The organism is Pseudomonas sp. C321 (assembly GCF_055407105.1).
This window is the reverse complement of the sequence record NZ_JBUZRB010000001.1, coordinates 205,416-224,080: the sequence shown is the minus strand read 5'-3', so window position 1 is coordinate 224,080 and position 18,665 is coordinate 205,416. Positions and strand designations below refer to the sequence as shown.

Sequence of the window (18,665 nt, the reverse complement as noted above, 5' to 3'; positions counted from 1 at the left end):
GAATTCTAGGCTTTCTTGAGCGCCCAGGCCAGTCGCTGTGCATATTTGCCAGGTTTTCAATCGGGTCGCTATTCGTCAGCGTCGCCCTTTGCCGGGTGGTGCTCGGGTATACTGCCGCGTTTTGTGATGCCCCTGCAGGCCAAACGGCGCAGCGGGAAAAGTTCGCTTACGGATTATTTCCCGTCGAGACGCGCTTTTTCGGCCAGCCTGTACAGAGGGATTTCGGCGATATTTGGAGTTTTTCATGCTTGAACAGGCTCAACGCGTCCTCAAGGACATCTTCGGCTACGACAGTTTTCGTGGCCGCCAGGGTGCAATCATTGAGCGCGTGGCCAATGGCGGTGATGCTCTGGTATTGATGCCTACCGGCGGCGGCAAGTCCTTGTGTTTCCAGGTGCCAGCGTTGCTGCGCGATGGGCTCGCCGTGGTGGTGTCGCCGTTGATCGCCTTGATGGACGATCAGGTGGCGACCCTTGAAGAACTTGGCGTTGCCGCTGCGGCATTGAATTCCACATTGAGCGCCGAACAGCAGCGTGATCTTGCCGTGCGCATCAAGCGTGGCGAAGTGAAGATGCTTTACCTGGCCCCCGAACGCCTGGTCCAACCGCGAATGCTGGCGTTCTTGCAGAGCCTGGAAATCGCCCTGTTCGCCATCGACGAAGCCCACTGTGTATCTCAATGGGGCCACGATTTCCGTCGCGAATACCTGCAATTGGGGCAGTTGGCGGAACTGTTTCCCAACGTCCCGCGCATCGCCCTGACCGCCACCGCCGACAAGCGCACCCGTGAAGAAATCGTCGAGCGCCTGCATTTGCAGGATGCCGAGCGTTTCCTTTCCAGCTTCGACCGGCCCAACATCTTTTATCGCATTGTGCCCAAGGAACAGCCGCGCAAGCAGTTGCTGGCCTTTCTCTCGGAGCGACGTAGCGACGCAGGCATCGTCTATTGCCTGTCGCGCAAGAAAGTCGACGAAGTGGCCGCTTTCCTCTGTGAACAGGGTTACCCCGCGCTGCCGTACCACGCCGGCTTGCCCAATGAGTTGCGCGCCTACCACCAGAAGCGCTTCCTCAACGAGGAAGGCCTGATCATGGTCGCCACCATCGCTTTCGGCATGGGTATCGACAAATCCAACGTGCGTTTCGTCGCCCATATGGATTTGCCCAAGTCCCTTGAGGCGTACTACCAGGAAACCGGTCGCGCCGGCCGTGATGGTCTGCCGGCCGATGCCTGGATGGTCTATGGCCTGCAAGACGTGGTGATGCTCAAGCAGATGCTGCAGAACTCCGAAGGCGATGAACGCCACAAGCGCCTGGAACAGCACAAACTCGACGCAATGTTGTCGCTGTGCGAAGAAACCCGCTGCCGCCGTCAGACCGTACTCGCCTATTTCGACGAAGACATGCCCAAGCCTTGTGGTCACTGTGACAACTGCGTGGACGGCGTTCAGACCTGGGATGCCACCGAGCCTGCGCGCCAGGGGTTGTCGGCCATCTACCGCACCGGCCAGCGTTACGGCGTCGGCCATCTGGTGGACGTGTTGCTGGGCAAGGACAACGAAAAGGTCCGCAGTTTTGGCCATCAGCACCTGTCGGTGTACGGCGTGGGCAAGGCGCGGGCCGAAGGCGAATGGCGCTCGCTGTTCCGGCAGATGGTCGCCCGTGGCCTGGTGGATATCGACCTGGAAGGCTACGGCGGTTTGCGTCTGAACGACAGTTGCCGGCCGCTGCTCAAGGGTGAAGTCAGCCTGGAGCTGCGCCGCGACCTCAAGCCACAAACCACCGCGAAAACCAGCACCAGCCAGGCCAGCCAATTGGTGCGTGGCGAGGAGCGCGAGCAGTGGGAAGCCCTGCGTACTTTGCGGCGCAAGCTGGCCCAGGAGCACAGCGTGCCGCCTTACGTTATCTTTCCCGACTCCACCTTGCTGGAAATGCTCCGCGAACAACCCACCACCCTGGCGGAAATGGCCAGGGTCAGTGGCGTCGGCGCGCGCAAGCTGGAGCGTTATGGCCAGGCGTTCCTCGAGGTCCTCGGCGGCCAGGTCGAAGCGCCGAAAGAAATCGCCGATATTCGTCATGAGTTGATCAGTCTGGCTCGCGCTGGCATGACCCCGATCCAGATCGCTGGGCAGTTGCAATGCTCGGAAAAAAACGTCTACACACTGCTCGCTGAGTCCATCGGCAAGCAGCAACTGTCCCTGGAGCAGGCCCTTGATTTGCCGGAAGATTTGCTCGGCGAAATTCAGGACGCCTTCCTCGACGGAGAAGGCGAGTTGCCACCCGTTTCCGAGATATCACCGCTGTTTACCGGGCGGGTTCCCGAGGGTGTTTTGTACTGCGTCAGGGCCGCTTTGCAGTCGGAATTCGAGATTTAATGTGTCAATTGCGACATTGTAAGGAGTCAGTACATACCAAGCCTTGCCTACTGTCATGGGTCATGCTTAGCTGACTAATAATTAGCAATACTTTGTTTTTAGTCTAATCCATGAGTTTTTTATGCCGTTAACTGATCAACACCGTTTTGGCATGCAGCTGGCGCAGATGTCCCGAGGTTGGCGTGCCGAGCTGGATCGCCGTCTGGCTGGCCTGGGTCTGTCCCAGGCGCGCTGGCTGGTGCTGCTGCACCTGGCCCGTTTCGAAGACGCACCTACCCAGCGCGAGCTGGCGCAAAGCGTCGGGGTTGAAGGGCCGACCCTGGCTCGCTTGCTCGACAGCCTGGAAAACCAGGGTCTGGTACAACGCCAGGCGGTACTCGAAGACCGTCGGGCCAAACGCATCGTGCTGTGTGATACCGCCCGCCCTTTGATTGAGCAGATCGAAACCATCGCCACTGCCCTGCGTCATGAACTGTTTGCTGGTGTCGACGAAGATGATTTGCGGGTGTGCATGCGGGTTCACGGGCACATCCTGGCGAATCTGGAAAAAACCTGAGCCCAGTGGCGAGCCCCTCGCCACAGAAAGTCAGAACGTCTGCCCCAGATTCAGATACAGCGTCTTCTGATTGTCATCGTTAAATCCATAGCTGAAGTTCAACGGCCCCAGCGGCGTATCAAACCCGAGGAAAATACTCGCGGCATTGATGTAGCCGCTGTCGAATTCATTGTCGTTGTTCCACGCGCGCCCCCGTTCCAGGGACGCGCCCAGGTACAGCGGGAAGTCCAGCGGCAGGTACGAACGCGGCGTCAGGCGGCGATAATAGACCGCCCGCATCAGGCTGATGTTCTGCCCGGCAATCGCGTCCTGGCGAAAGCCCGACAGCTGCCGCGCACCGCCCAGCAGGAAGCTGGAAATCACCACGTCCGAGTTATCCAGAGTGCGCCCATAACGACCGCCCAGAACCAGTGTGTCCGGCCCGTGGCTCATGGCCTTGTCCAGCTTGAACTCCCACTGCCGATAGCTCTGGTCGGAACCCAGGCCCGGTTCGAATTCACGGAAGGCCAGGCCGATGTCTTCGCCCGTGTGGGGGAAGTAGACGTTGTCCAGAGAGTCGAAGGAGTACTTCAGTTCATAGAAGCCCTCACTGAAGCTGACGCTCGGCAAGTCGCGATCACCAATGCGCACATCGGCCTTTCCCCAGGCTTCGCCGACACCGAAGCGGATCTCGCCGCTGTTGCCGATCTGCCGGCCGACGTTGAGGCCAAAACCATAACGTTCCAGGCGGTACTCCGAGATCGGATTGTTATCTTCAATCAGCTCGACGTTCTGCGCTTCGGCGCTGATATAGGGGGCGACGAAGTAGCGCGAACCGGTGTCCATCGGCTGATAGAACTCGCTGTACAACTCCTGCCGATCACCAATCTGCACGCGTGTCAGCCATTCGGCGCCGAGGCGGTTGATGCCGTTGATTCGGTAGCTGGCGCCGAGGTTGAAGGCGCTGTCGCCGCGCATGTCATCGGAAAGGTTGAGGCCCAGGCGCAGGTAATCGGTGCCGCTGCGTTTACCGCGCGCGCTGATCACCAAGGTATTCTCCTTGCCCTTTTTCACGACGCGATATTGCACCTGCTCGAAGTAGTCCAGGCCGTACAAGGTGCCCATGTCCGCTTGCAGGCGGCCCAGGTCCAGGCGTTCGCCGATGGGTTGGCGGATGTAGTAGCGGATGACGTCGTCGCCGACTTTCGAGTCATTCTCCACCTTGATCGCGGTGATCACTGGGTTGCGCTGGCCAGGTGTGCGTGCGGCCACCAACTCGGCGTCGACCGACTCGGCGGGCCGCAGCCTCGACAGGCGTGCGTCGAGGGCGCGGGTGGCGCGGTAGCCGGCGTCGATCATGTCCTTGGCTCGACCGAAATCCGTCACGCCATAAGCGGCCAGCGACGGTTGGATCAACACATCGCGCGGATGTAGGGCCTTGAGTTGTTCTTCGGAGTTGCGCCGGGTCATCAGGGTGATGGACTGGTTGAGCACATCCACCACCGTCGCCAGTTGCTTGCGGGTGCGCAGCGGCGTGCCGATGTCCACCACAATGGCGATGTCGACGCCCATCTCCCGCGCCACATCCAACGGGATGTTGTCGGTCATGCCGCCGTCCACCAGCAGTCGGCCGTCCAGTTCCACCGGGGCGAACACGGCGGGGATCGACATGCTGGCGCGGATCACTTGCGGCAGGTGGCCTTTACGAAACACCACTTTTTCGCCGCTGGTGATATCGGTCGCGACCGCCCGAAACGGAATTGGCAGCTTGTCGAAGTCCCGAGTGTTGCTGCTGTGGGCGAACATGCTTTCCAGTAGCAGCGCCAGGTTCTGGCCCTGGATTACACCCAATGGCAGGCCGAGGCTGCCGTCGTCGCGAAAGCTGAGTTTTTGTTTGACCAAGAAATCCCGATCATCCTGCTTGCGCCGGAACGGTACGTCCTCCCGAGGTGGTGCATCGGAGAGTGCCAGCTTCCAGTCGATGTTCAGCGCCAGCTTTTCCAACTCGTCGATCTTGTAGCCTGAGGCATATAGCCCGCCAATCACCGCGCCCATGCTGGTGCCGGCAATGGCATCAATGTGGATGCCTTGTTCTTCCAGAGCCTTGAGCACGCCAATGTGGGCCAGGCCACGGGCGGCGCCACCGGAAAGCACCAGGCCGATCTTCGGGCGCGGTGTCTCAACAGCTTGCCCAAGGACGGGGAGCAGGCACAGCAACAGGCAGGACAACAGGCGGCGCATCATCAATCTCGGGGCTGGACGATAAAGGTCGGTATTATAGCCACCCGATCCGCCGATCCCATTACCTCAGGAGCCAGTCATTTCATGTCCGCGCCCAAACCCGAGATTGTCATCACCTATTGCACGCAATGTCAGTGGCTGCTGCGCGCGGCGTGGCTGGCTCAAGAACTGTTGAGTACCTTTGCCGATGACCTGGGCAAAGTGGCGCTGGAACCGGCCACCGGTGGCGCGTTTCGCATCACCTGCGACGGCGTGCAAATCTGGGAGCGCAAGGCGGACGGCGGCTTCCCGGAAGCCAAGGTGCTTAAGCAGCGAGTACGTGACCAGATCGATCCGCAACGGGATCTTGGGCACAACGACCGTACTCAATAGAAGCCACTGTCACTGATGGGCGGGCAGTGGCCTGTATCGATAGGTGGCTATTTGGTCGCCATCTTGTTTTTGATCCAACCGACCACAAACGTCAGGATCAAACCGCCCACACCACCGCCGACAATGTTGCTGCCGACCGCTGCAATATCCAGTGCACCACCGGGTGCTGCAGCGGGATCTCCCGTGACCGCGGCGAGTATCTGACCCAGTACCAGGCCGCCGACACCGCCGACAACCGTATTGAGCGTGGTGCCCAGGCCTTGCTTGCTCAAACCGGCCAGATTGCCGCCGACGGCGCCGCTGATGATTTGGATCATCAGGCTGATGAACATGTCCATGGTGAAACTCCTGCATAGCGTTGATGGAGTGACCACTCGCATGCAGCAACTTCAAAGAACCATGGCTGTCGTCGAGGAGTCTGTATCCGTGAACGACGACAGACTGTTGCGGATAGGAAAAGTATAGATCAGGCCGGCGCAGCGGGCTGTTTGGCCTTTTCGGGGCGACTCATCAGGCCTGAGACGACGATGGCAAGGATGATCAGCGCGCCGCCCATCAGCATGCGCAGGGTTGGGTTTTCACCAAACAGCAGCCAGGCCATGGTGATGCCGTACACCGGTTCCATGGCGAATACCACTGCCGCTGTGCGCGCCTTGAGCACCGCGAGGCTGGCGACAAACAGGCTGTGGGCCAGGCCGGTGCAGAACACCCCCAACAGACCAATCCACAACCAATCCAGGGCACGTACTTCGGTCAGGCCTGGGGCGGCCGCCGGCAATAGGCACAGCGCCACGACGACGTTCTGGCACAAGGCTGCCTGCACCGGCGGGATGCGGCCACTGGCGCGGTTGTTCAGCGACAGCAGCGAGAACAGCAAGCCGGAACCGACGGCCCAGATCAAGCCGTTGGTGGCTTGGCTGGCGAGATCGAAATCCGGCGTGACCAGCACCAGGCCGACGCTGACCAACACCACCAGAACGATTTCATTGGCGCGGATTCGCTCGCGAAAGATCAGCCCTTCGAGGATCACCGTGAATGCCGGGAAGGTGGCAAATCCCAGCGTCGCAATCGCCACACCAGCCACTTTCACGGCAATAAAGAAGCTCACCCAATGGCCGGCCAGCAACAAGCCGCTGAGCAGCAGGCGCCGCAAATCGCCGGTTTTCAGCTTCTGCCAGGGAGTGTTGCTGGCAAAACGGGCGAACACTGTCAGGGCGATCACGGCGAACGCGGCGCGGCCAAACACGATAATGGCCGGGGAGACCGCGGCGAGTTTGCCGAAGACGCCGGTGAGGCCAAACATCAATGCGCCGATATGCAGGGCGCCGAGGGCAGTGCGCGGAGTCATTGTGATCCTTGGTCAGTGAGCGGACAGGCGGCCAGTCTAGAGGGTTACAGCGTTTGGCGTCTGTCGTCGGACTCGCAGGTTTTGTCGCAGGACTAGCGGCGTCGCAAGGCGCCGGGGGATTCACCGAACTCACGCAACACCGCTGCCGAAAAGGCGCTTTGTGAACCATAGCCGACCTGCGCGGCAATCTCGCCGATGGGTAGGTGACTGTCGCGCAACAGTCCACGGGCCATCTGCAAGCGCCGGCTGCGGATGTAGTCCATGGGCGTCTGCCCGCACTCGGTGACAAAGCGTGCATGCAGCCGTGCGACGGATAGATTGGCCATCCGCGCCAGGTCGGCGACTTGCAGCGGGTGTGCCGCATGTTGGTCGATATGGGCATTGAACGCCGCATAAGGCAGCCGCCGGCTGTCGCTTGGCGCCTGGCCATTGAGGCTGGCCAGCAACAAGACGGCGCCTTGTTGGGCAATCAGCGGATCATCCAGCGGGCTGCTCGCCAGCCACTGCACCAACTGGCCTTGCCGGGCATCCAGCGCCACCCGTGACGGCTGGTCCAGCAGGCGCCGACTGGCGTCGGCATGATCGCCAAGGGACTGCACCAGCCATTGTTCGTCGGGCACATCGAGCACCAGGCAATGACTGCCTTGGGGACTGCCGCAGGCGTGATGGGCCGAGAATGGCAGGACCATGACCCCTTGCGGGCGGATCTCGCTACCTACACCTTCCACGTCGAAATCCAGGCGGCCGGCCAGGGCGAACACCAGTTGCGCATGGTCGTGGCTATGGGAAATCAGGTCGTGGGTGTAGTGGCGTAGCGTGAGTGTCGGTCTCATCGCAGTCTCCTGGGCAGGCAGGCAGTTTACATGGCCGGGTGCCCAATGAGCGCTGTCATCAGACTGACGCACGACTGTCATGGGCTATTAATCGCCAGGGAGCAAGCTCGCGAAAACACCGTTGAGGTATGCCCATGACCAGCGCCGAGCTCGCCAAACCCAGCCGTAAGCAACGGGTCCGTACCCTGTGGATTTCCGACGTGCACCTGGGCACTCGGGATTGCCAGGCCGAGCACCTGTCGCAGTTTCTCAAGGGCTACCACGCCGACCGGGTGTACCTGGTTGGCGACATCATCGACGGCTGGAAACTACGCGGCGGCATGTATTGGCCCCAGGCCCATACCAACGTGATCCGCCGCTTGCTGACCATGAGCAAGCGCGGTACCGAGGTGATCTACGTCACGGGCAACCATGATGAATTCCTGCGGCGTTATTCCAAGCTGATCCTGGGCAATATCCAGTTGGTGGACGAGGCGGTGCACGTCACCGCCGATGGTCGTCACTTGCTGGTGATCCATGGCGATCAGTTTGACGTGATCACCCGTTACCACCGTTGGCTGGCGTTCCTTGGCGACTCCGCCTACGAATTCACCCTGACCCTCAATCGCTGGCTGAATCACTGGCGGGCGCGCTACGGTTATGGCTACTGGTCGCTGTCGGCCTACCTCAAGCACAAGGTGAAAACTGCTGTCAGCTTTATCAGCGACTTCGAAGAAGCCATCGCCCATGAAGTGACCAAGCGCGAGTTGCACGGTGTGGTGTGCGGGCATATCCACCACGCGGAGATCCGCAAGGTAGGGGAGGTGGACTACCTCAACTGCGGGGATTGGGTGGAGTCTTGCACGGCGTTGATCGAGCACTGGGATGGGCATATCGAGCTGTATCGGTTGGCCGATGCCCAGGCCAAAGAGGCGCAGCTCAAGGCGGAGATGGTGGCGGGGTAGATCACAGTTTTATGGCCGGACGCAAACAGATGTGGGCTTGGCTGCTCGCCACACAGCCCGCCACACTAAATCGAGCCGCTCTCAGGAGTGGCACACATCCGCAATCGCGTCGGCCAACAGTGTCAGGCGCGTTTCATCAATTCCGGCAACGTTCGCCCGTCCCGAATTGACCATATACACGCTGTGCCTCTCGCGCAGTTCTTTCACCTGATCGGCGCTCAAGCCGGTATAGGAAAACATCCCGCGTTGCACGCCGATATGGGCAAAACGCTCTGACAACCCATGAGGCGCCAAGGCCTCCACCAGCCCGGAGCGCAATTGCGCGATCCGCAGGCGCATGGCTTCGACTTCCTCGCTCCACAGCGCTTTCAGCTCGGCATCACCCAGGATTGTGGCGACTACGGCTGCACCATGATCCGGCGGCGTCGACCACAGGTTGCGGGCAATAAATGCCAGTTGGCTGCGCACATCCAGCAGCTTTTCAGCATCGCCTGCGCAGACAATCAGCGAGCCGACACGGTCGCTGTACAAACCGAAATTCTTTGAGCAGGAACTGGTGATCAGCAGCTCAGGTAACTCGGCAGCGAACAAGCGCACGGCCCACGCGTCTTGCTCCAGGCCATCACCAAACCCCTGGTAGGCAAAGTCGATCAGCGGCAGCAGCTCGCGCTCGCGGACGATCTCCAGCACCTGGCGCCAGTCGTCCTGGGACAGGTCGAAACCGGTGGGGTTGTGACAGCAGGCGTGCAACAGCACCACGTCGCCCTTGGGCACGCTGGCCAAGGTAGCCAACATCGCCGCAACATCCAGGCGGTTGTCACTGCCCACGTACGGGTAGTGGCTGACCTTCAGCCCGGCCTTGGCGAAGATGGTTTCGTGGATCGGCCAGGTCGGGTTGCTCAGCCACACGCCGCGACCGGGCAGGCTGTGGGCGATAAAGTCGGCGCTCAGGCGCAGCGCGCCGGTGCCGCCTGGGGTCTGGGTCGCGCCGGCACGGCGTTCGCGCAGCAGCGGCGAGTCGGCGCCCAGCACCAACTTATTGATCAGCTTGCCGAACGCTGCATCGCCATGGCCGCCGATGTAGGTCTTGGTGGTTTGCTGGTCCACCAGGCGCTGTTCGGCCAGCTTCACTGAACGCAGAATCGGCGTCAGCCCCTGAGCATCCTTGTAGACGCCCACGCCCAGGTCGAACTTTTGCGGGCTGGGGTCCTTGGCATAGGACTCCATCAACCCGAGGATCGGGTCCCCAGGCACTCGGCCAATGGCAGTGAAGTGCATTACTTACGGCCCTCGGCATCCTTGGCCACTTCGTCAGTGCGCGCGGCCATGATGAAGTCGTTGCGGTGCAGGCCCTTGATGGAGTGGCTCCACCAGGTCACGGTGACTTTGCCCCATTCAGTGAGTAGGCCGGGGTGGTGACCTTCGGCCTCGGAGATCACGCCCACGGCGTTGGTGAAGGCCAGGGCGAATTTGAAATTCTTGAACAGGAAGACCTTTTCCAGCTGCATCACGCCGTCGCGTACTTCGATGTTCCAGTCGGGGATCTGCTTGATCAGTACCGGCAGTTCTTCGTCGCTGACTTGCGGGGCATCGGCGCGGCAGGCTTCGCAGTGGGCTTGGTTCAACGTGTTCATGTGGGGATTCCTGAAATCGAGTGTTTGGAAAACGGTCGTCAGTGGCGTCACCCTAAAGCAACGCGGGGCCAGGGAACAGACTCACCTGGCCGCAAAAGGCACGTGTCACGCCGCCTTGTGCTTGGGTTGGACCGGTTTTGGAGGGAACAGGGGCGCATGTAGGCCCAACTGCATACCGCGCTCGACCATGCCCATGATGTCTTCCTGCGCCACTTCAAACAGGCGCTTGAGGTTGGGCAATACGAAGTACAGCGGCTGCAGGATGTCGATGCGATAGGGCGTGCGCATGGCTTCCAGCGGGTCGAAGGCTTGATGCTCGGGTTCATCCGACAGGCAGTAAACGCTTTCTTTCGGCGAGGACAGGATGCCGCCGCCGTAGATGCGCCGGCCTTCAGGCGTGTCCACCATGCCAAACTCGATGGTCATCCAGTACAGGCGCGCCAGGTACACCCGCTGTTCCTTGGTGGCAGCCAGGCCAAGCTTGCCGTAGGTGTGGGTAAATTCGGCGAACCAGGGGTTGGTCAGCAGTGGGCAGTGTCCGAAGATCTCGTGGAAAATATCCGGTTCTTGCAGGTAGTCCAGTTCTTCACGGGTACGAATAAAAGTCGCCACCGGAAACTGCTTGTTGGCGAGCAATTCGAAGAACGTCTGGAAGGGGATCAGTGCCGGCACGCGGGCGACTTGCCAGCCGGTGGTTTCCCCCAGCACCTTGTTGATGTCCGCCAGTTGCGGAATGCGGTCGTGGGGCAGGCCGAGCTTGTCGATGCCGTCCAGGTATTCCTGGCAGGCACGGCCTTCGATCACTTTCAGTTGGCGAGTGATCAGGGTGTTCCACACCGCATGTTCTTCGGGCGGGTACTGGATAAAACCTTGCGCGTCGGGCTCGCGGGCCACGTACTGCGTCTGCTTCATACGGCTCTCCTGCTAGGCATTCGTTCTTGTTATGTCCTGCGATAAACCTATTGATACTCCGCCTGGGTCAGGAATCCATCCGTCATCCGTTGCAGCGTGTAAGAAAACATACTGATATTCGTAAAGTATTCGTTACGGTCTTGCCGTTGAGCACTGTGTATTGCGATTTTACGGTTTGATAAGGTCGCTAGCTGTCACATAATCTTGACGACTATCTGCGCCCAGCGGCAAAAAGACGCAGTTCAATCAGCCCTTCAACAATAATTCGGGCCTTTTCATGCGTATCAAAGTGCATTGCCAGAACCGTATCGGCATCCTGCGGGACATCCTCAACCTGTTGGTGGAGTACGGCGTCAACGTCGCCAAGGGCGAGGTCGGCGGCGAACACGGCAATGCCATTTACCTGTACTGCCCGAACCTGGTGAACATGCAGTTCCAGGCACTGCGCCCGCAGTTTGAAGCGATTGCCGGGGTATTTGGCGTCAAGCGGGTAGGGCTGATGCCCAGCGAACGTCGGCATATGGAGCTCAATGCCTTGCTGGGGGCGCTGGAATTTCCGGTGCTGTCCATCGACATGGGCGGCGCCATCGTTGCGGCCAACCGGGCGGCAGCGCAGTTGCTCGGGGTGCGGGTGGACGAAGTACCGGGCATTGCGCTGTCGCGCTATGCCGAAGACTTCGACTTGCCCGAACTGGTGCGTTCCAGCAAATCGCGGATCAATGGCTTGCGGGTCAAGGTCAAGGGCGATGTGTTCCTCGCCGATATCGCTCCGCTGCAATCCTCGGAACACGATGACAGCGAAGCCATGGCCGGCGCTGTGCTGACCCTGCACCGCGCCGACCGGGTCGGTGAGCGTATCTACAACGTGCGCAAGCAGGAACTGCGGGGCTTTGACAGCATTTTCCAAAGCTCGAAAGTCATGGCCGCCGTGGTCCGTGAGGCCCGGCGCATGGCCCCTCTGGACGCCCCTCTATTAATAGAAGGCGAAACCGGCACCGGCAAGGAACTGTTGGCGCGTGCCTGCCATCTGGCCAGCCCGCGCGGGCAGTCACCGCTGATGGCCCTCAACTGCGCCGGCTTGCCGGAGTCCATGGCCGAGACCGAACTGTTTGGCTACGGCCCCGGCGCGTTCGAAGGCGCGCGGGCCGAGGGCAAACTGGGGTTGCTGGAACTGACGGTGGGCGGCACGTTGTTTCTCGATGGTGTCGGGGAAATGAGCGCGCGGCTGCAGGCCAAGTTGCTGCGCTTCCTGCAGGACGGCTGCTTTCGCCGGGTAGGCAGTGATGAAGAGGTGTACCTGGATGTGCGGGTGATCTGCGCAACCCAGGTGGATTTGTCGGAACTCTGTGCCCGTGGCGAATTTCGCCAGGACCTCTACCACCGCTTGAATGTGTTGTCGCTGCATATCCCGCCGCTGCGTGAATGCCTCGATGGTTTGCCGCCGCTGGTTGAGCACTTCCTCGATCAGGCCAGCCGGCAAATTGGTTGCCCGCTGCCCAAGCTGGCACCAGCGGCCATGGATCGGCTCAGCCATTACCACTGGCCGGGCAATGTGCGGCAGTTGGAGAACGTGCTGTTCCAGGCGGTCTCGCTGTGCGACGGCGGGACGGTCAAGGCCGAACATATCCGCCTGCCAGACTACGGCGTGCGCCAGCCGCTGGGGGATTTTTCCCTGGAAGGCGGGCTGGAAGAGATTGTCGGGCGGTTTGAAAAGGCGGTGTTGGAACGGTTGTATTCCGAGCACCCCAGTAGCCGGCAGTTGGGGAAGCGGTTGGGGGTTTCCCATACCACTATTGCCAATAAACTGCGGGACTATGAGGTCGTCAAAGCTGAAAAATGACTTTATCAGGAAAGAGTCGCGGGTAAGCACGTTCGTTTTGTAGTGTTAGTCGATCAGATTCAACCGGCCTTGGGCTGCTGTTCGGCGGTGTATTTGGCTTTGCTTGCACGAGGCATTGCGATACGCCTCTGGCCCTTTAGGAAGGGCCAGGCCAGACAACGTGGGTTACTGATTTACTTCGCCTTCCAGCTTGCGAGCTGCCTCCACGCCGGACGCCGTGAGCTTGATCGGCAGGTTCAACGCGTGTTCACCGGCGTCGTTACAGGTCACATGACCTTCCTTGATCAACCCACGGTCCTGAAGGGCGGCCAAGGCGCTGGCCACCACTTTTTCACCTCGGTAGTTGTCCAGTACTTCTTTGCCCAGGCCGCTGGGGTGGGCGTGCAGCAGGCGGGTGAGGACTTCTTTCTCAAGGTTTTTATCGACGTTCATGCATACCTCTTCAGGGTGAGTGGTTGGGTAGTGTTCGTCTGCTTATGGCTCAGGGCTGCTTGGGGGCGCCGGGAAGGTTGGAGTCGTCGCCGTGTGGGGTGGCATTTTTGCCTGGCCCCATTTTGCCGTTCTCCACGTCGGTCCCCAGGCCTTGGCGGTTGCCATCGTTGCCTTGGGCGCGCGGGTCGTTGCCCTGGTTGTTAATTGCGCCACCGTTGGTATCAAGGCCGGTGCCCATGGAGTCCTTGGACTCTTGGGTTGCCGGGCTTGGAGGGTTGCCGATAGGGTCTGTCGGGCCGGAGGAGTTGTTTGATGCGGCAAAGCTGCTGAGGGAAACGGCAGACAGCAAGCCAGTGAGAGCGAGGGCAGTCAATTTGGAAGTATTCATGTGGAGCCTCCATATCATTAAAGTCCTTACCTGATATTGGTCAGCCCCCGGTTGCCATTGGTGCCTTGGCAGCGACGAACGGTGCTCCGTTGCTTGTAAGAATTTGTGTGCCTATTGTTCGCCAATCTCCTCAATAAACGACTGCATAAACCCTTTTAACCGGGCATGACGAAGCTGTGCCAAGCGTTGTCCCGTGGCGGTTTGAAAACCATCGGCCAAGTGCAGCAGCTTGGTCTGGAAGTGATCGAGGCAAAAGCGTTTGTCGTCATACTCGCGGTGGCGTGCAGTCGGGTCAGCCGGGTCATACAGCCCGCTGCCCATGCGCCCGGCGGTGTAGAACGTGCGGGCGACGCCAATCATGCCGAGGGAATCGAGGCGATCGGCGTCCTGGACGATTTTGGCTTCCAGGGACTCAGGCGTTAACCCCGCCGAAAAGCTGTGGGTCTCGATGGCATGGGTCACGGCAGCGATGCACGCAGGCTGCCAGCCGAGGTTTTGCAGGATTCTCCCAGCCTTGGTCGCCGCCAGCGCCGACGCCTTGGAGCGCAGCGGCGAGTTCTTTTCCACGGCCACACAGTCGTGCAGCAACACGGCCGCCAGCAGCACTTCGAGGTCGCCGCCTTCCTCGGCCTGGATCGACCGCGCGTTGTGCCACACCCGCTGCAAATGCGACAGGTCGTGGGCGCCATCTTCCGACGGTTCCAAGGCGTGGGGCAGCAGGGTGGCGGCGAGGTCGGACAATGGCGTGAAGGGCATCGGGTTTCCTATTGTGGGCTATGCGTTGCCATACAAGGTTAGTCGTGAATGAAATTGCACTGCAACCCTTCATAAAACAGCCTTAGTATGTGTTCTTTCTTCATTCACAAGGCCTGTCCATGACCATCGAGATTCGCCCCGCCGTGCCCAGTGATGCCGCACAGATACTGGCCTTTATCACGGAGCTTGCCGACTACGAAAAGGCCCGGCACGAAGTGATCGCCAGCGTGGTGGATATCGAACGCAGCCTGTTCAGCGAAGGCGCCACCGCCCATGGCCTGATCTGTCTGCGGGACGGGTTGCCAATTGGTTTTGCCGTGTTCTTTTTCAGCTACTCGACCTGGCTGGGCAGCAACTGCCTGTACCTGGAAGACCTGTACATCAACCCGGAGCAGCGCGGCGGTGGTGCGGGCAAGAAGTTGTTGCGCCATCTGGCCAAGATCGCTTGTGATAACGGTTGCGGACGTTTCGAATGGAGCGTGCTGGACTGGAACGAACCGGCCATCCAGTTCTACAAATCCATCGGCGCCCAACCTCAGGAGGAGTGGGTGCGTTATCGCATGGAGGGGGACTCACTGCGCGAGTTTGCCCACGGCTGAGTCGTTAAAAAACCGGCTATCGATGCCGGTTTTTTACATTCTTCGTCAATATATGGGATGTTAATTTATATATTGAGATATTTTAAGTTCTGGGTTTATAGTCCCCTGCATCAGCACTCACTACCAAAAATAAAACAGGTGAAGCGATGCAGGCACAACCGTTGTCGTTACCTGCGGTGCTGGAGCCAATCTACGGCGATCGGCTGAAGAACAAAGTGGTGGTGATCACAGGTGCCGCGCAAGGTATTGGCGAGGCCATTGTTGCCTGCTTCCAGGCTCAGCAGGCGCGTCTGGTTATCGGTGATATCCAGGGCGTGATCGGATGAAGCAGCGTTGATTAAGACTGTGGCAAAAGCGCTTTTTGTGGCGAGTGGGCAAGCCCCCTCGCCACACTAATAGTGACCGCCCATAATGTTCGCCGTTTTCGTACTTCCCAATAGGCCCGATATGCAGGAAAACGCCCATATTCCCGTCAAAGACGCTGCCCCCACCGGCACCCAGACCCTGCTGCGTGGCCTGGGCGTGGTGCAAGCGGTGGCGGCTGGCGCGCGGGATCTCAAGGAAATCGCCCGGCGCATCGGCACCACCCGCAGCACCACCCACCGCCTGGCCAGCTGCCTGGTGGAAGAGCGCTACCTGCGCGTAGTGCCGCAAGTCGGCTACCTGCTTGGTCCGAAACTGATCGAGCTGGGTTTCCAGGCCCGTGAAGAACTGCCTTTGGTAACCCTGGCAATTCCCTACCTGGACGAGTTGTCGGCGTTGACCGGCGACACCATCCACCTGGCGATCCGCGAATTTGACGACGTGCTCTACCTGCACAAGAATCCCGGCCGCAACGGTCCGGAAATGCGCTCGCGGGTTGGCCATCGCATGCCGCTGGCGCGCACCGGAATCGGCAAGGCCTTGCTGCTGGACGACAGTGTGGAGGAGTGGCAGCGCCTGTATCAGGTCAGCTTGCCAGTGGGTGGGAAGAATATGCAGTGGCCGCAGCACCCGGAACAGTCATGGGCGCAGTTTGAGCAGCGTATGCAGGAATACGTGGTGGGCGGTTATGCGTTCGATCTGGAAGACAACGAACCGTCGATCCGTTGCGTCGCGGCACCGGTGCGCGATGCCAGCCGGCGAATTGTCGCCGGCATCAGCATCGCCAGTACCGTGCCCTACATGCCGCTGGAAAAAATGGCCGAGTTGATCCCCGTGGTGAAACAGGTTGCAGCTCGGCTGTCCGCGGAGTTGGGCGCGAAGGCCTGATCAGGCCTTCAAGGTCGCCATGTCGATGACGAAGCGGTACTTCACATCACCGGCGATCATGCGGGTGTAGGCTTCGTTGATCTGGCGGATGTCGAGCATTTCGATGTCGCAAGTGATGCCGTGCTCGGCGCAGAAATCCAGGACTTCCTGGGTTTCGGCAATGCCACCGATCAACGAGCCGGCCAGGACCTTACGGCCCAACACCAGTTTGGCTGCGTGGACTGGCGGCTCTACCGGTTCGATCAGTCCCACCAGAATATGCACGCCGTCAAAGCGCAAAGTATCGAGGTAGGGGTTGAGGTCGTGTTGCACCGGAATGGTGTCCAACAGGAAATCGAAATGCCCGGCCGCAGCTTTCATTTGTTCGGCATCGGTGGACACGATCACGTGATCGGCGCCCTGGCGACGGCCTTCTGCAGCCTTGCTGGCGGAGCGGGTGAACAGCGTCACTTCGGCGCCCATGGCCTTGGCGAACTTGATGCCCATATGACCCAGGCCGCCCATGCCGAGAATCCCGACCTTGTCACCGGCCTTCACGCCATAGTGCTTGAGCGGCGAGTAGGTGGTGATGCCGGCGCAGAGGATTGGCGCGGCGCTGGCCAGGTCAAGCTTGGCAGGGATCTTCACCACAAAATGCTCGCTGACCACGATGCTGTCGGAGTAGCCGCCCATGGTGTTGCTGCCATCCACGCGGTCCGGGGTGGCGTAGGTCATGGTCGGGCCTTCGAGGCAGTATTGCTCCAGGTCCGATTTGCAGGCGTCGCAATGGCGGCACGAGTCAACCATGCAGCCAACGCCCACCAAGTCGCCGACTTTATGAGCGGTGACGCTGGCGCCGACGGCGGTAACCTTGCCGACGATCTCGTGGCCCGGCATCAGCGGGTACACGGCGATGCCCCATTCGTTGCGCGCCTGGTGGATGTCTGAGTGGCAGACGCCGCAGTAGAGGATTTCGATGGCCACGTCATCGGCGCGTGGGCTGCGGCGTTCGAAGGACATCGGGGCGAGGGGAGTGGTGGCCGACTGGGCGGCGTAACCGATGGCGGTGTACATGGAGAAACCTCGCAAAAACAGTGACAAGTGAGGTGGCCCATTTTCCGCGCCGGGCCTTGGGACGGCCATGGCGATTGCTCCGAGTCTCATGCCTAAAGCTCCGGAGGAGCAGCTAAAAGCAGCAAGTTACAAGCTGCAAGCGATAAACTGCGCGCTCTCTTGCCACTTGCAGTTTGTAGCCCTGCACAGGTCCATGAACTTCCGAGAACTGCTTTTATGCTGACCCTTCACCTCGACGCCAATGCCGCGCTGGTTGCCCTGATTGAGCCCCTGACCCCCCGCGACGGTTTCTGCCCCACGAACTTGCCGGGCGTGCAGGTATTGCGCGCCAGTTGCGACGTGGCGCGAGGGCCGCAGATTTATGAGCCGAGCCTGATGATTGTCGCCCAGGGCAGCAAAGTCGCGTACCTGGGCCCGCGCACCCTGGAGTATGGCTCCGGGCATTACCTGATCCAGGCGATGCCGGTGCCCTTCGAGTGCGAGACCTTTGCCCTGCCCAATGCGCCGTTGTTGGGGGTGACCGTCGGCATTGACCGAGTGGTGCTGGGGGAGTTAGTGATGGCCATGGGCATCAGGCCTGGGCCGCCAGCAGCAGCGCAGACACTTGAGTCGATGAGTTCGGTGGTGCTCGATGACGCCATGCGTGGCTGCGTCGAGCGGCTGTTGCAGTGCCTGCACGATCCGCTGGAGAGCCGGATTATGGGGCCGGCGCGGGTGCGTGAATTGTTGTTCACAGCCTTGCGCGGGCCCCAGGCCGATGTGCTGCGGGCGCTGGTAGAACAACAGGGGCAGTTTGCCCGGGTGGCGACCTCGCTGAATCACCTGCATGCCCATTACGCCGAGCCGCTCAATATCGAGACCCTGGCCGGTTACGCGCATATGAGCGCGTCGACGTTTCACGAACATTTCAAGCGCTGCACGCTGTTGTCGCCGGTGCAGTACCTCAAGCGCCTGCGCTTGCTCAAGGCCCAGCAATTGCTGTTGGTGGAGGGCATGGGCGTGGCGCAGGCCGCCCATAGTGTGGGGTATCAGAGTACGTCGCAGTTCAGCCGGGAATATAAGCGCTACTTCGAGCGCAGCCCTGGGGACGAGCGGGCGGCATAAACCTCGACCGCTACGAACAATGAGGCCACAAAAAAGGCCCCCATTTCGGGAG

The 18,665-nt window shown here is 60.4% G+C and carries 19 protein-coding genes and 1 pseudogene; 9 read left to right on the top strand and 11 right to left on the bottom strand.

What is annotated here, in order from left to right; translation table 11 throughout:
* Window positions 1–244: 244 nt before the first annotated feature.
* Window positions 245–2,371 (top strand): DNA helicase RecQ, encoded by a 2,127-nt coding sequence (gene recQ, locus ACZRJ6_RS00985; protein ID WP_463969840.1) that lies wholly within the window; start codon window positions 245–247, stop codon window positions 2,369–2,371.
* Between the two features lie 121 nt (window positions 2,372–2,492).
* Window positions 2,493–2,927 carry a MarR family transcriptional regulator gene (locus ACZRJ6_RS00980; RefSeq protein ID WP_463969841.1) on the top strand — a complete coding sequence of 145 codons (435 nt, stop codon included), beginning with the start codon at window positions 2,493–2,495 and terminating at the stop codon, window positions 2,925–2,927.
* A gap of 30 nt (window positions 2,928–2,957) precedes the next feature.
* On the opposite strand, the gene ACZRJ6_RS00975 is transcribed toward ACZRJ6_RS00980, so the two are convergent.
* Window positions 2,958–5,147, bottom strand: a complete 2,190-nt coding sequence (locus ACZRJ6_RS00975; protein WP_463969842.1) for a patatin-like phospholipase family protein — start codon at window positions 5,145–5,147, stop codon at window positions 2,958–2,960.
* Between the two features lie 84 nt (window positions 5,148–5,231).
* On the opposite strand from ACZRJ6_RS00975, the gene ACZRJ6_RS00970 reads away from it, so the two are divergent.
* Entirely contained in the window at window positions 5,232–5,519 is a 288-nt protein-coding gene (locus ACZRJ6_RS00970) for an Rdx family protein (RefSeq protein ID WP_149412102.1), read from the top strand.
* 47 nt (window positions 5,520–5,566) lie between these two features.
* Here ACZRJ6_RS00970 and ACZRJ6_RS00965 read toward each other — a convergent pair whose 3' ends face one another.
* From ACZRJ6_RS00965 to ACZRJ6_RS00955, 3 genes are all read right to left on the bottom strand, one after another.
* Complete coding sequence (locus ACZRJ6_RS00965; protein WP_463969843.1) at window positions 5,567–5,857, bottom strand: hypothetical protein; 291 nt, start codon at window positions 5,855–5,857, stop codon at window positions 5,567–5,569.
* A 128-nt stretch (window positions 5,858–5,985) separates the two neighbouring features.
* Entirely contained in the window at window positions 5,986–6,867 is an 882-nt protein-coding gene (locus tag ACZRJ6_RS00960; RefSeq protein WP_463969844.1) for a DMT family transporter, read from the bottom strand.
* Window positions 6,868–6,959: 92 nt separating this feature from the next.
* A complete protein-coding gene (locus ACZRJ6_RS00955; RefSeq protein WP_463969845.1) occupies window positions 6,960–7,700 on the bottom strand; it encodes a helix-turn-helix transcriptional regulator in 741 nt (246 codons plus the stop codon).
* A gap of 134 nt (window positions 7,701–7,834) precedes the next feature.
* Between ACZRJ6_RS00955 and ACZRJ6_RS00950 the strand changes: the two genes are divergently transcribed.
* A complete protein-coding gene (locus ACZRJ6_RS00950; protein WP_149412099.1) occupies window positions 7,835–8,644 on the top strand; it encodes a UDP-2,3-diacylglucosamine diphosphatase in 810 nt (269 codons plus the stop codon).
* 81 nt (window positions 8,645–8,725) lie between these two features.
* Here the strand turns inward: ACZRJ6_RS00950 and ACZRJ6_RS00945 are convergent, their stop codons facing one another.
* The 3 genes from ACZRJ6_RS00945 to phhA form a co-directional block, all read right to left on the bottom strand.
* On the bottom strand, window positions 8,726–9,922 hold the full coding sequence (locus ACZRJ6_RS00945) for an amino acid aminotransferase (RefSeq protein ID WP_463969846.1): 1,197 nt from the start codon (window positions 9,920–9,922) through the stop codon (window positions 8,726–8,728).
* Window positions 9,922–10,278 carry a 4a-hydroxytetrahydrobiopterin dehydratase gene (locus ACZRJ6_RS00940; protein ID WP_463969847.1) on the bottom strand — a complete coding sequence of 119 codons (357 nt, stop codon included), beginning with the start codon at window positions 10,276–10,278 and terminating at the stop codon, window positions 9,922–9,924. The genes ACZRJ6_RS00945 and ACZRJ6_RS00940 overlap by 1 nt, the downstream gene beginning before the upstream one ends.
* Window positions 10,279–10,383: 105 nt before the next feature.
* Window positions 10,384–11,190: a phenylalanine 4-monooxygenase gene (phhA, locus tag ACZRJ6_RS00935; RefSeq protein ID WP_463969848.1), complete on the bottom strand. Its 807-nt coding sequence runs from the start codon at window positions 11,188–11,190 to the stop codon at window positions 10,384–10,386.
* Window positions 11,191–11,467: 277 nt separating this feature from the next.
* Between phhA and ACZRJ6_RS00930 the strand changes: the two genes are divergently transcribed.
* Window positions 11,468–13,030: a sigma-54-dependent transcriptional regulator gene (locus tag ACZRJ6_RS00930; protein ID WP_463969849.1), complete on the top strand. Its 1,563-nt coding sequence runs from the start codon at window positions 11,468–11,470 to the stop codon at window positions 13,028–13,030.
* 165 nt (window positions 13,031–13,195) lie between these two features.
* Here ACZRJ6_RS00930 and ACZRJ6_RS00925 read toward each other — a convergent pair whose 3' ends face one another.
* The 3 genes from ACZRJ6_RS00925 to ACZRJ6_RS00915 all read right to left on the bottom strand — a co-directional run bounded on the left by ACZRJ6_RS00925 (window position 13,196) and on the right by ACZRJ6_RS00915 (window position 14,606).
* Window positions 13,196–13,462, bottom strand: coding sequence for a hypothetical protein (locus ACZRJ6_RS00925; protein ID WP_149412094.1), 267 nt, complete (start codon window positions 13,460–13,462; stop codon window positions 13,196–13,198).
* A gap of 49 nt (window positions 13,463–13,511) precedes the next feature.
* A complete protein-coding gene (locus tag ACZRJ6_RS00920) occupies window positions 13,512–13,850 on the bottom strand; it encodes a hypothetical protein (RefSeq protein WP_463969850.1) in 339 nt (112 codons plus the stop codon).
* A gap of 111 nt (window positions 13,851–13,961) precedes the next feature.
* A complete protein-coding gene (locus tag ACZRJ6_RS00915; protein WP_463969851.1) occupies window positions 13,962–14,606 on the bottom strand; it encodes an HD domain-containing protein in 645 nt (214 codons plus the stop codon).
* Window positions 14,607–14,725: 119 nt separating this feature from the next.
* Between ACZRJ6_RS00915 and ACZRJ6_RS00910 the strand changes: the two genes are divergently transcribed.
* From ACZRJ6_RS00910 to ACZRJ6_RS00900, 3 genes and pseudogenes are all read left to right on the top strand, one after another.
* The gene (locus ACZRJ6_RS00910; protein ID WP_133101750.1) at window positions 14,726–15,205 is read left to right on the top strand and encodes a GNAT family N-acetyltransferase; all 480 of its coding nucleotides are present in this window, start codon (window positions 14,726–14,728) and stop codon (window positions 15,203–15,205) included.
* A 146-nt stretch (window positions 15,206–15,351) separates the two neighbouring features.
* Window positions 15,352–15,516 (top strand): annotated as a pseudogene (locus tag ACZRJ6_RS00905) (SDR family oxidoreductase); the annotation flags it as partial.
* Between the two features lie 136 nt (window positions 15,517–15,652).
* A complete protein-coding gene (locus ACZRJ6_RS00900) occupies window positions 15,653–16,456 on the top strand; it encodes an IclR family transcriptional regulator domain-containing protein (protein WP_133101895.1) in 804 nt (267 codons plus the stop codon).
* Here the strand turns inward: ACZRJ6_RS00900 and ACZRJ6_RS00895 are convergent, their stop codons facing one another.
* Window positions 16,457–17,509, bottom strand: coding sequence for an NAD(P)-dependent alcohol dehydrogenase (locus ACZRJ6_RS00895; RefSeq protein ID WP_149412087.1), 1,053 nt, complete (start codon window positions 17,507–17,509; stop codon window positions 16,457–16,459).
* Between the two features lie 216 nt (window positions 17,510–17,725).
* Here ACZRJ6_RS00895 and ACZRJ6_RS00890 point away from each other — a divergent pair, with 216 nt between their 5' ends.
* A complete protein-coding gene (locus tag ACZRJ6_RS00890) occupies window positions 17,726–18,613 on the top strand; it encodes an AraC family transcriptional regulator (RefSeq protein WP_463969852.1) in 888 nt (295 codons plus the stop codon).
* Window positions 18,614–18,665 lie beyond the last annotated feature (52 nt).

What these genes read in the sequence shown, in the direction of transcription:
- recQ (WP_463969840.1), top strand. Translation starts at nt 245, where the DNA reads ATGCTTGAACAGGCTCAACGCGTCCTCAAGGACATCTTCGGCTACGAC.
- ACZRJ6_RS00980 (WP_463969841.1), top strand. Translation starts at nt 2,493, where the DNA reads ATGCCGTTAACTGATCAACACCGTTTTGGCATGCAGCTGGCGCAGATG.
- ACZRJ6_RS00975 (WP_463969842.1), bottom strand. Translation starts at nt 5,147, where the DNA reads ATGCGCCGCCTGTTGTCCTGCCTGTTGCTGTGCCTGCTCCCCGTCCTT.
- ACZRJ6_RS00970 (WP_149412102.1), top strand. Translation starts at nt 5,232, where the DNA reads ATGTCCGCGCCCAAACCCGAGATTGTCATCACCTATTGCACGCAATGT.
- ACZRJ6_RS00965 (WP_463969843.1), bottom strand. Translation starts at nt 5,857, where the DNA reads ATGGACATGTTCATCAGCCTGATGATCCAAATCATCAGCGGCGCCGTC.
- ACZRJ6_RS00960 (WP_463969844.1), bottom strand. Translation starts at nt 6,867, where the DNA reads ATGACTCCGCGCACTGCCCTCGGCGCCCTGCATATCGGCGCATTGATG.
- ACZRJ6_RS00955 (WP_463969845.1), bottom strand. Translation starts at nt 7,700, where the DNA reads ATGAGACCGACACTCACGCTACGCCACTACACCCACGACCTGATTTCC.
- ACZRJ6_RS00950 (WP_149412099.1), top strand. Translation starts at nt 7,835, where the DNA reads ATGACCAGCGCCGAGCTCGCCAAACCCAGCCGTAAGCAACGGGTCCGT.
- ACZRJ6_RS00945 (WP_463969846.1), bottom strand. Translation starts at nt 9,922, where the DNA reads ATGCACTTCACTGCCATTGGCCGAGTGCCTGGGGACCCGATCCTCGGG.
- ACZRJ6_RS00940 (WP_463969847.1), bottom strand. Translation starts at nt 10,278, where the DNA reads ATGAACACGTTGAACCAAGCCCACTGCGAAGCCTGCCGCGCCGATGCC.
- phhA (WP_463969848.1), bottom strand. Translation starts at nt 11,190, where the DNA reads ATGAAGCAGACGCAGTACGTGGCCCGCGAGCCCGACGCGCAAGGTTTT.
- ACZRJ6_RS00930 (WP_463969849.1), top strand. Translation starts at nt 11,468, where the DNA reads ATGCGTATCAAAGTGCATTGCCAGAACCGTATCGGCATCCTGCGGGAC.
- ACZRJ6_RS00925 (WP_149412094.1), bottom strand. Translation starts at nt 13,462, where the DNA reads ATGAACGTCGATAAAAACCTTGAGAAAGAAGTCCTCACCCGCCTGCTG.
- ACZRJ6_RS00920 (WP_463969850.1), bottom strand. Translation starts at nt 13,850, where the DNA reads ATGAATACTTCCAAATTGACTGCCCTCGCTCTCACTGGCTTGCTGTCT.
- ACZRJ6_RS00915 (WP_463969851.1), bottom strand. Translation starts at nt 14,606, where the DNA reads ATGCCCTTCACGCCATTGTCCGACCTCGCCGCCACCCTGCTGCCCCAC.
- ACZRJ6_RS00910 (WP_133101750.1), top strand. Translation starts at nt 14,726, where the DNA reads ATGACCATCGAGATTCGCCCCGCCGTGCCCAGTGATGCCGCACAGATA.
- ACZRJ6_RS00900 (WP_133101895.1), top strand. Translation starts at nt 15,653, where the DNA reads ATGCAGGAAAACGCCCATATTCCCGTCAAAGACGCTGCCCCCACCGGC.
- ACZRJ6_RS00895 (WP_149412087.1), bottom strand. Translation starts at nt 17,509, where the DNA reads ATGTACACCGCCATCGGTTACGCCGCCCAGTCGGCCACCACTCCCCTC.
- ACZRJ6_RS00890 (WP_463969852.1), top strand. Translation starts at nt 17,726, where the DNA reads ATGCTGACCCTTCACCTCGACGCCAATGCCGCGCTGGTTGCCCTGATT.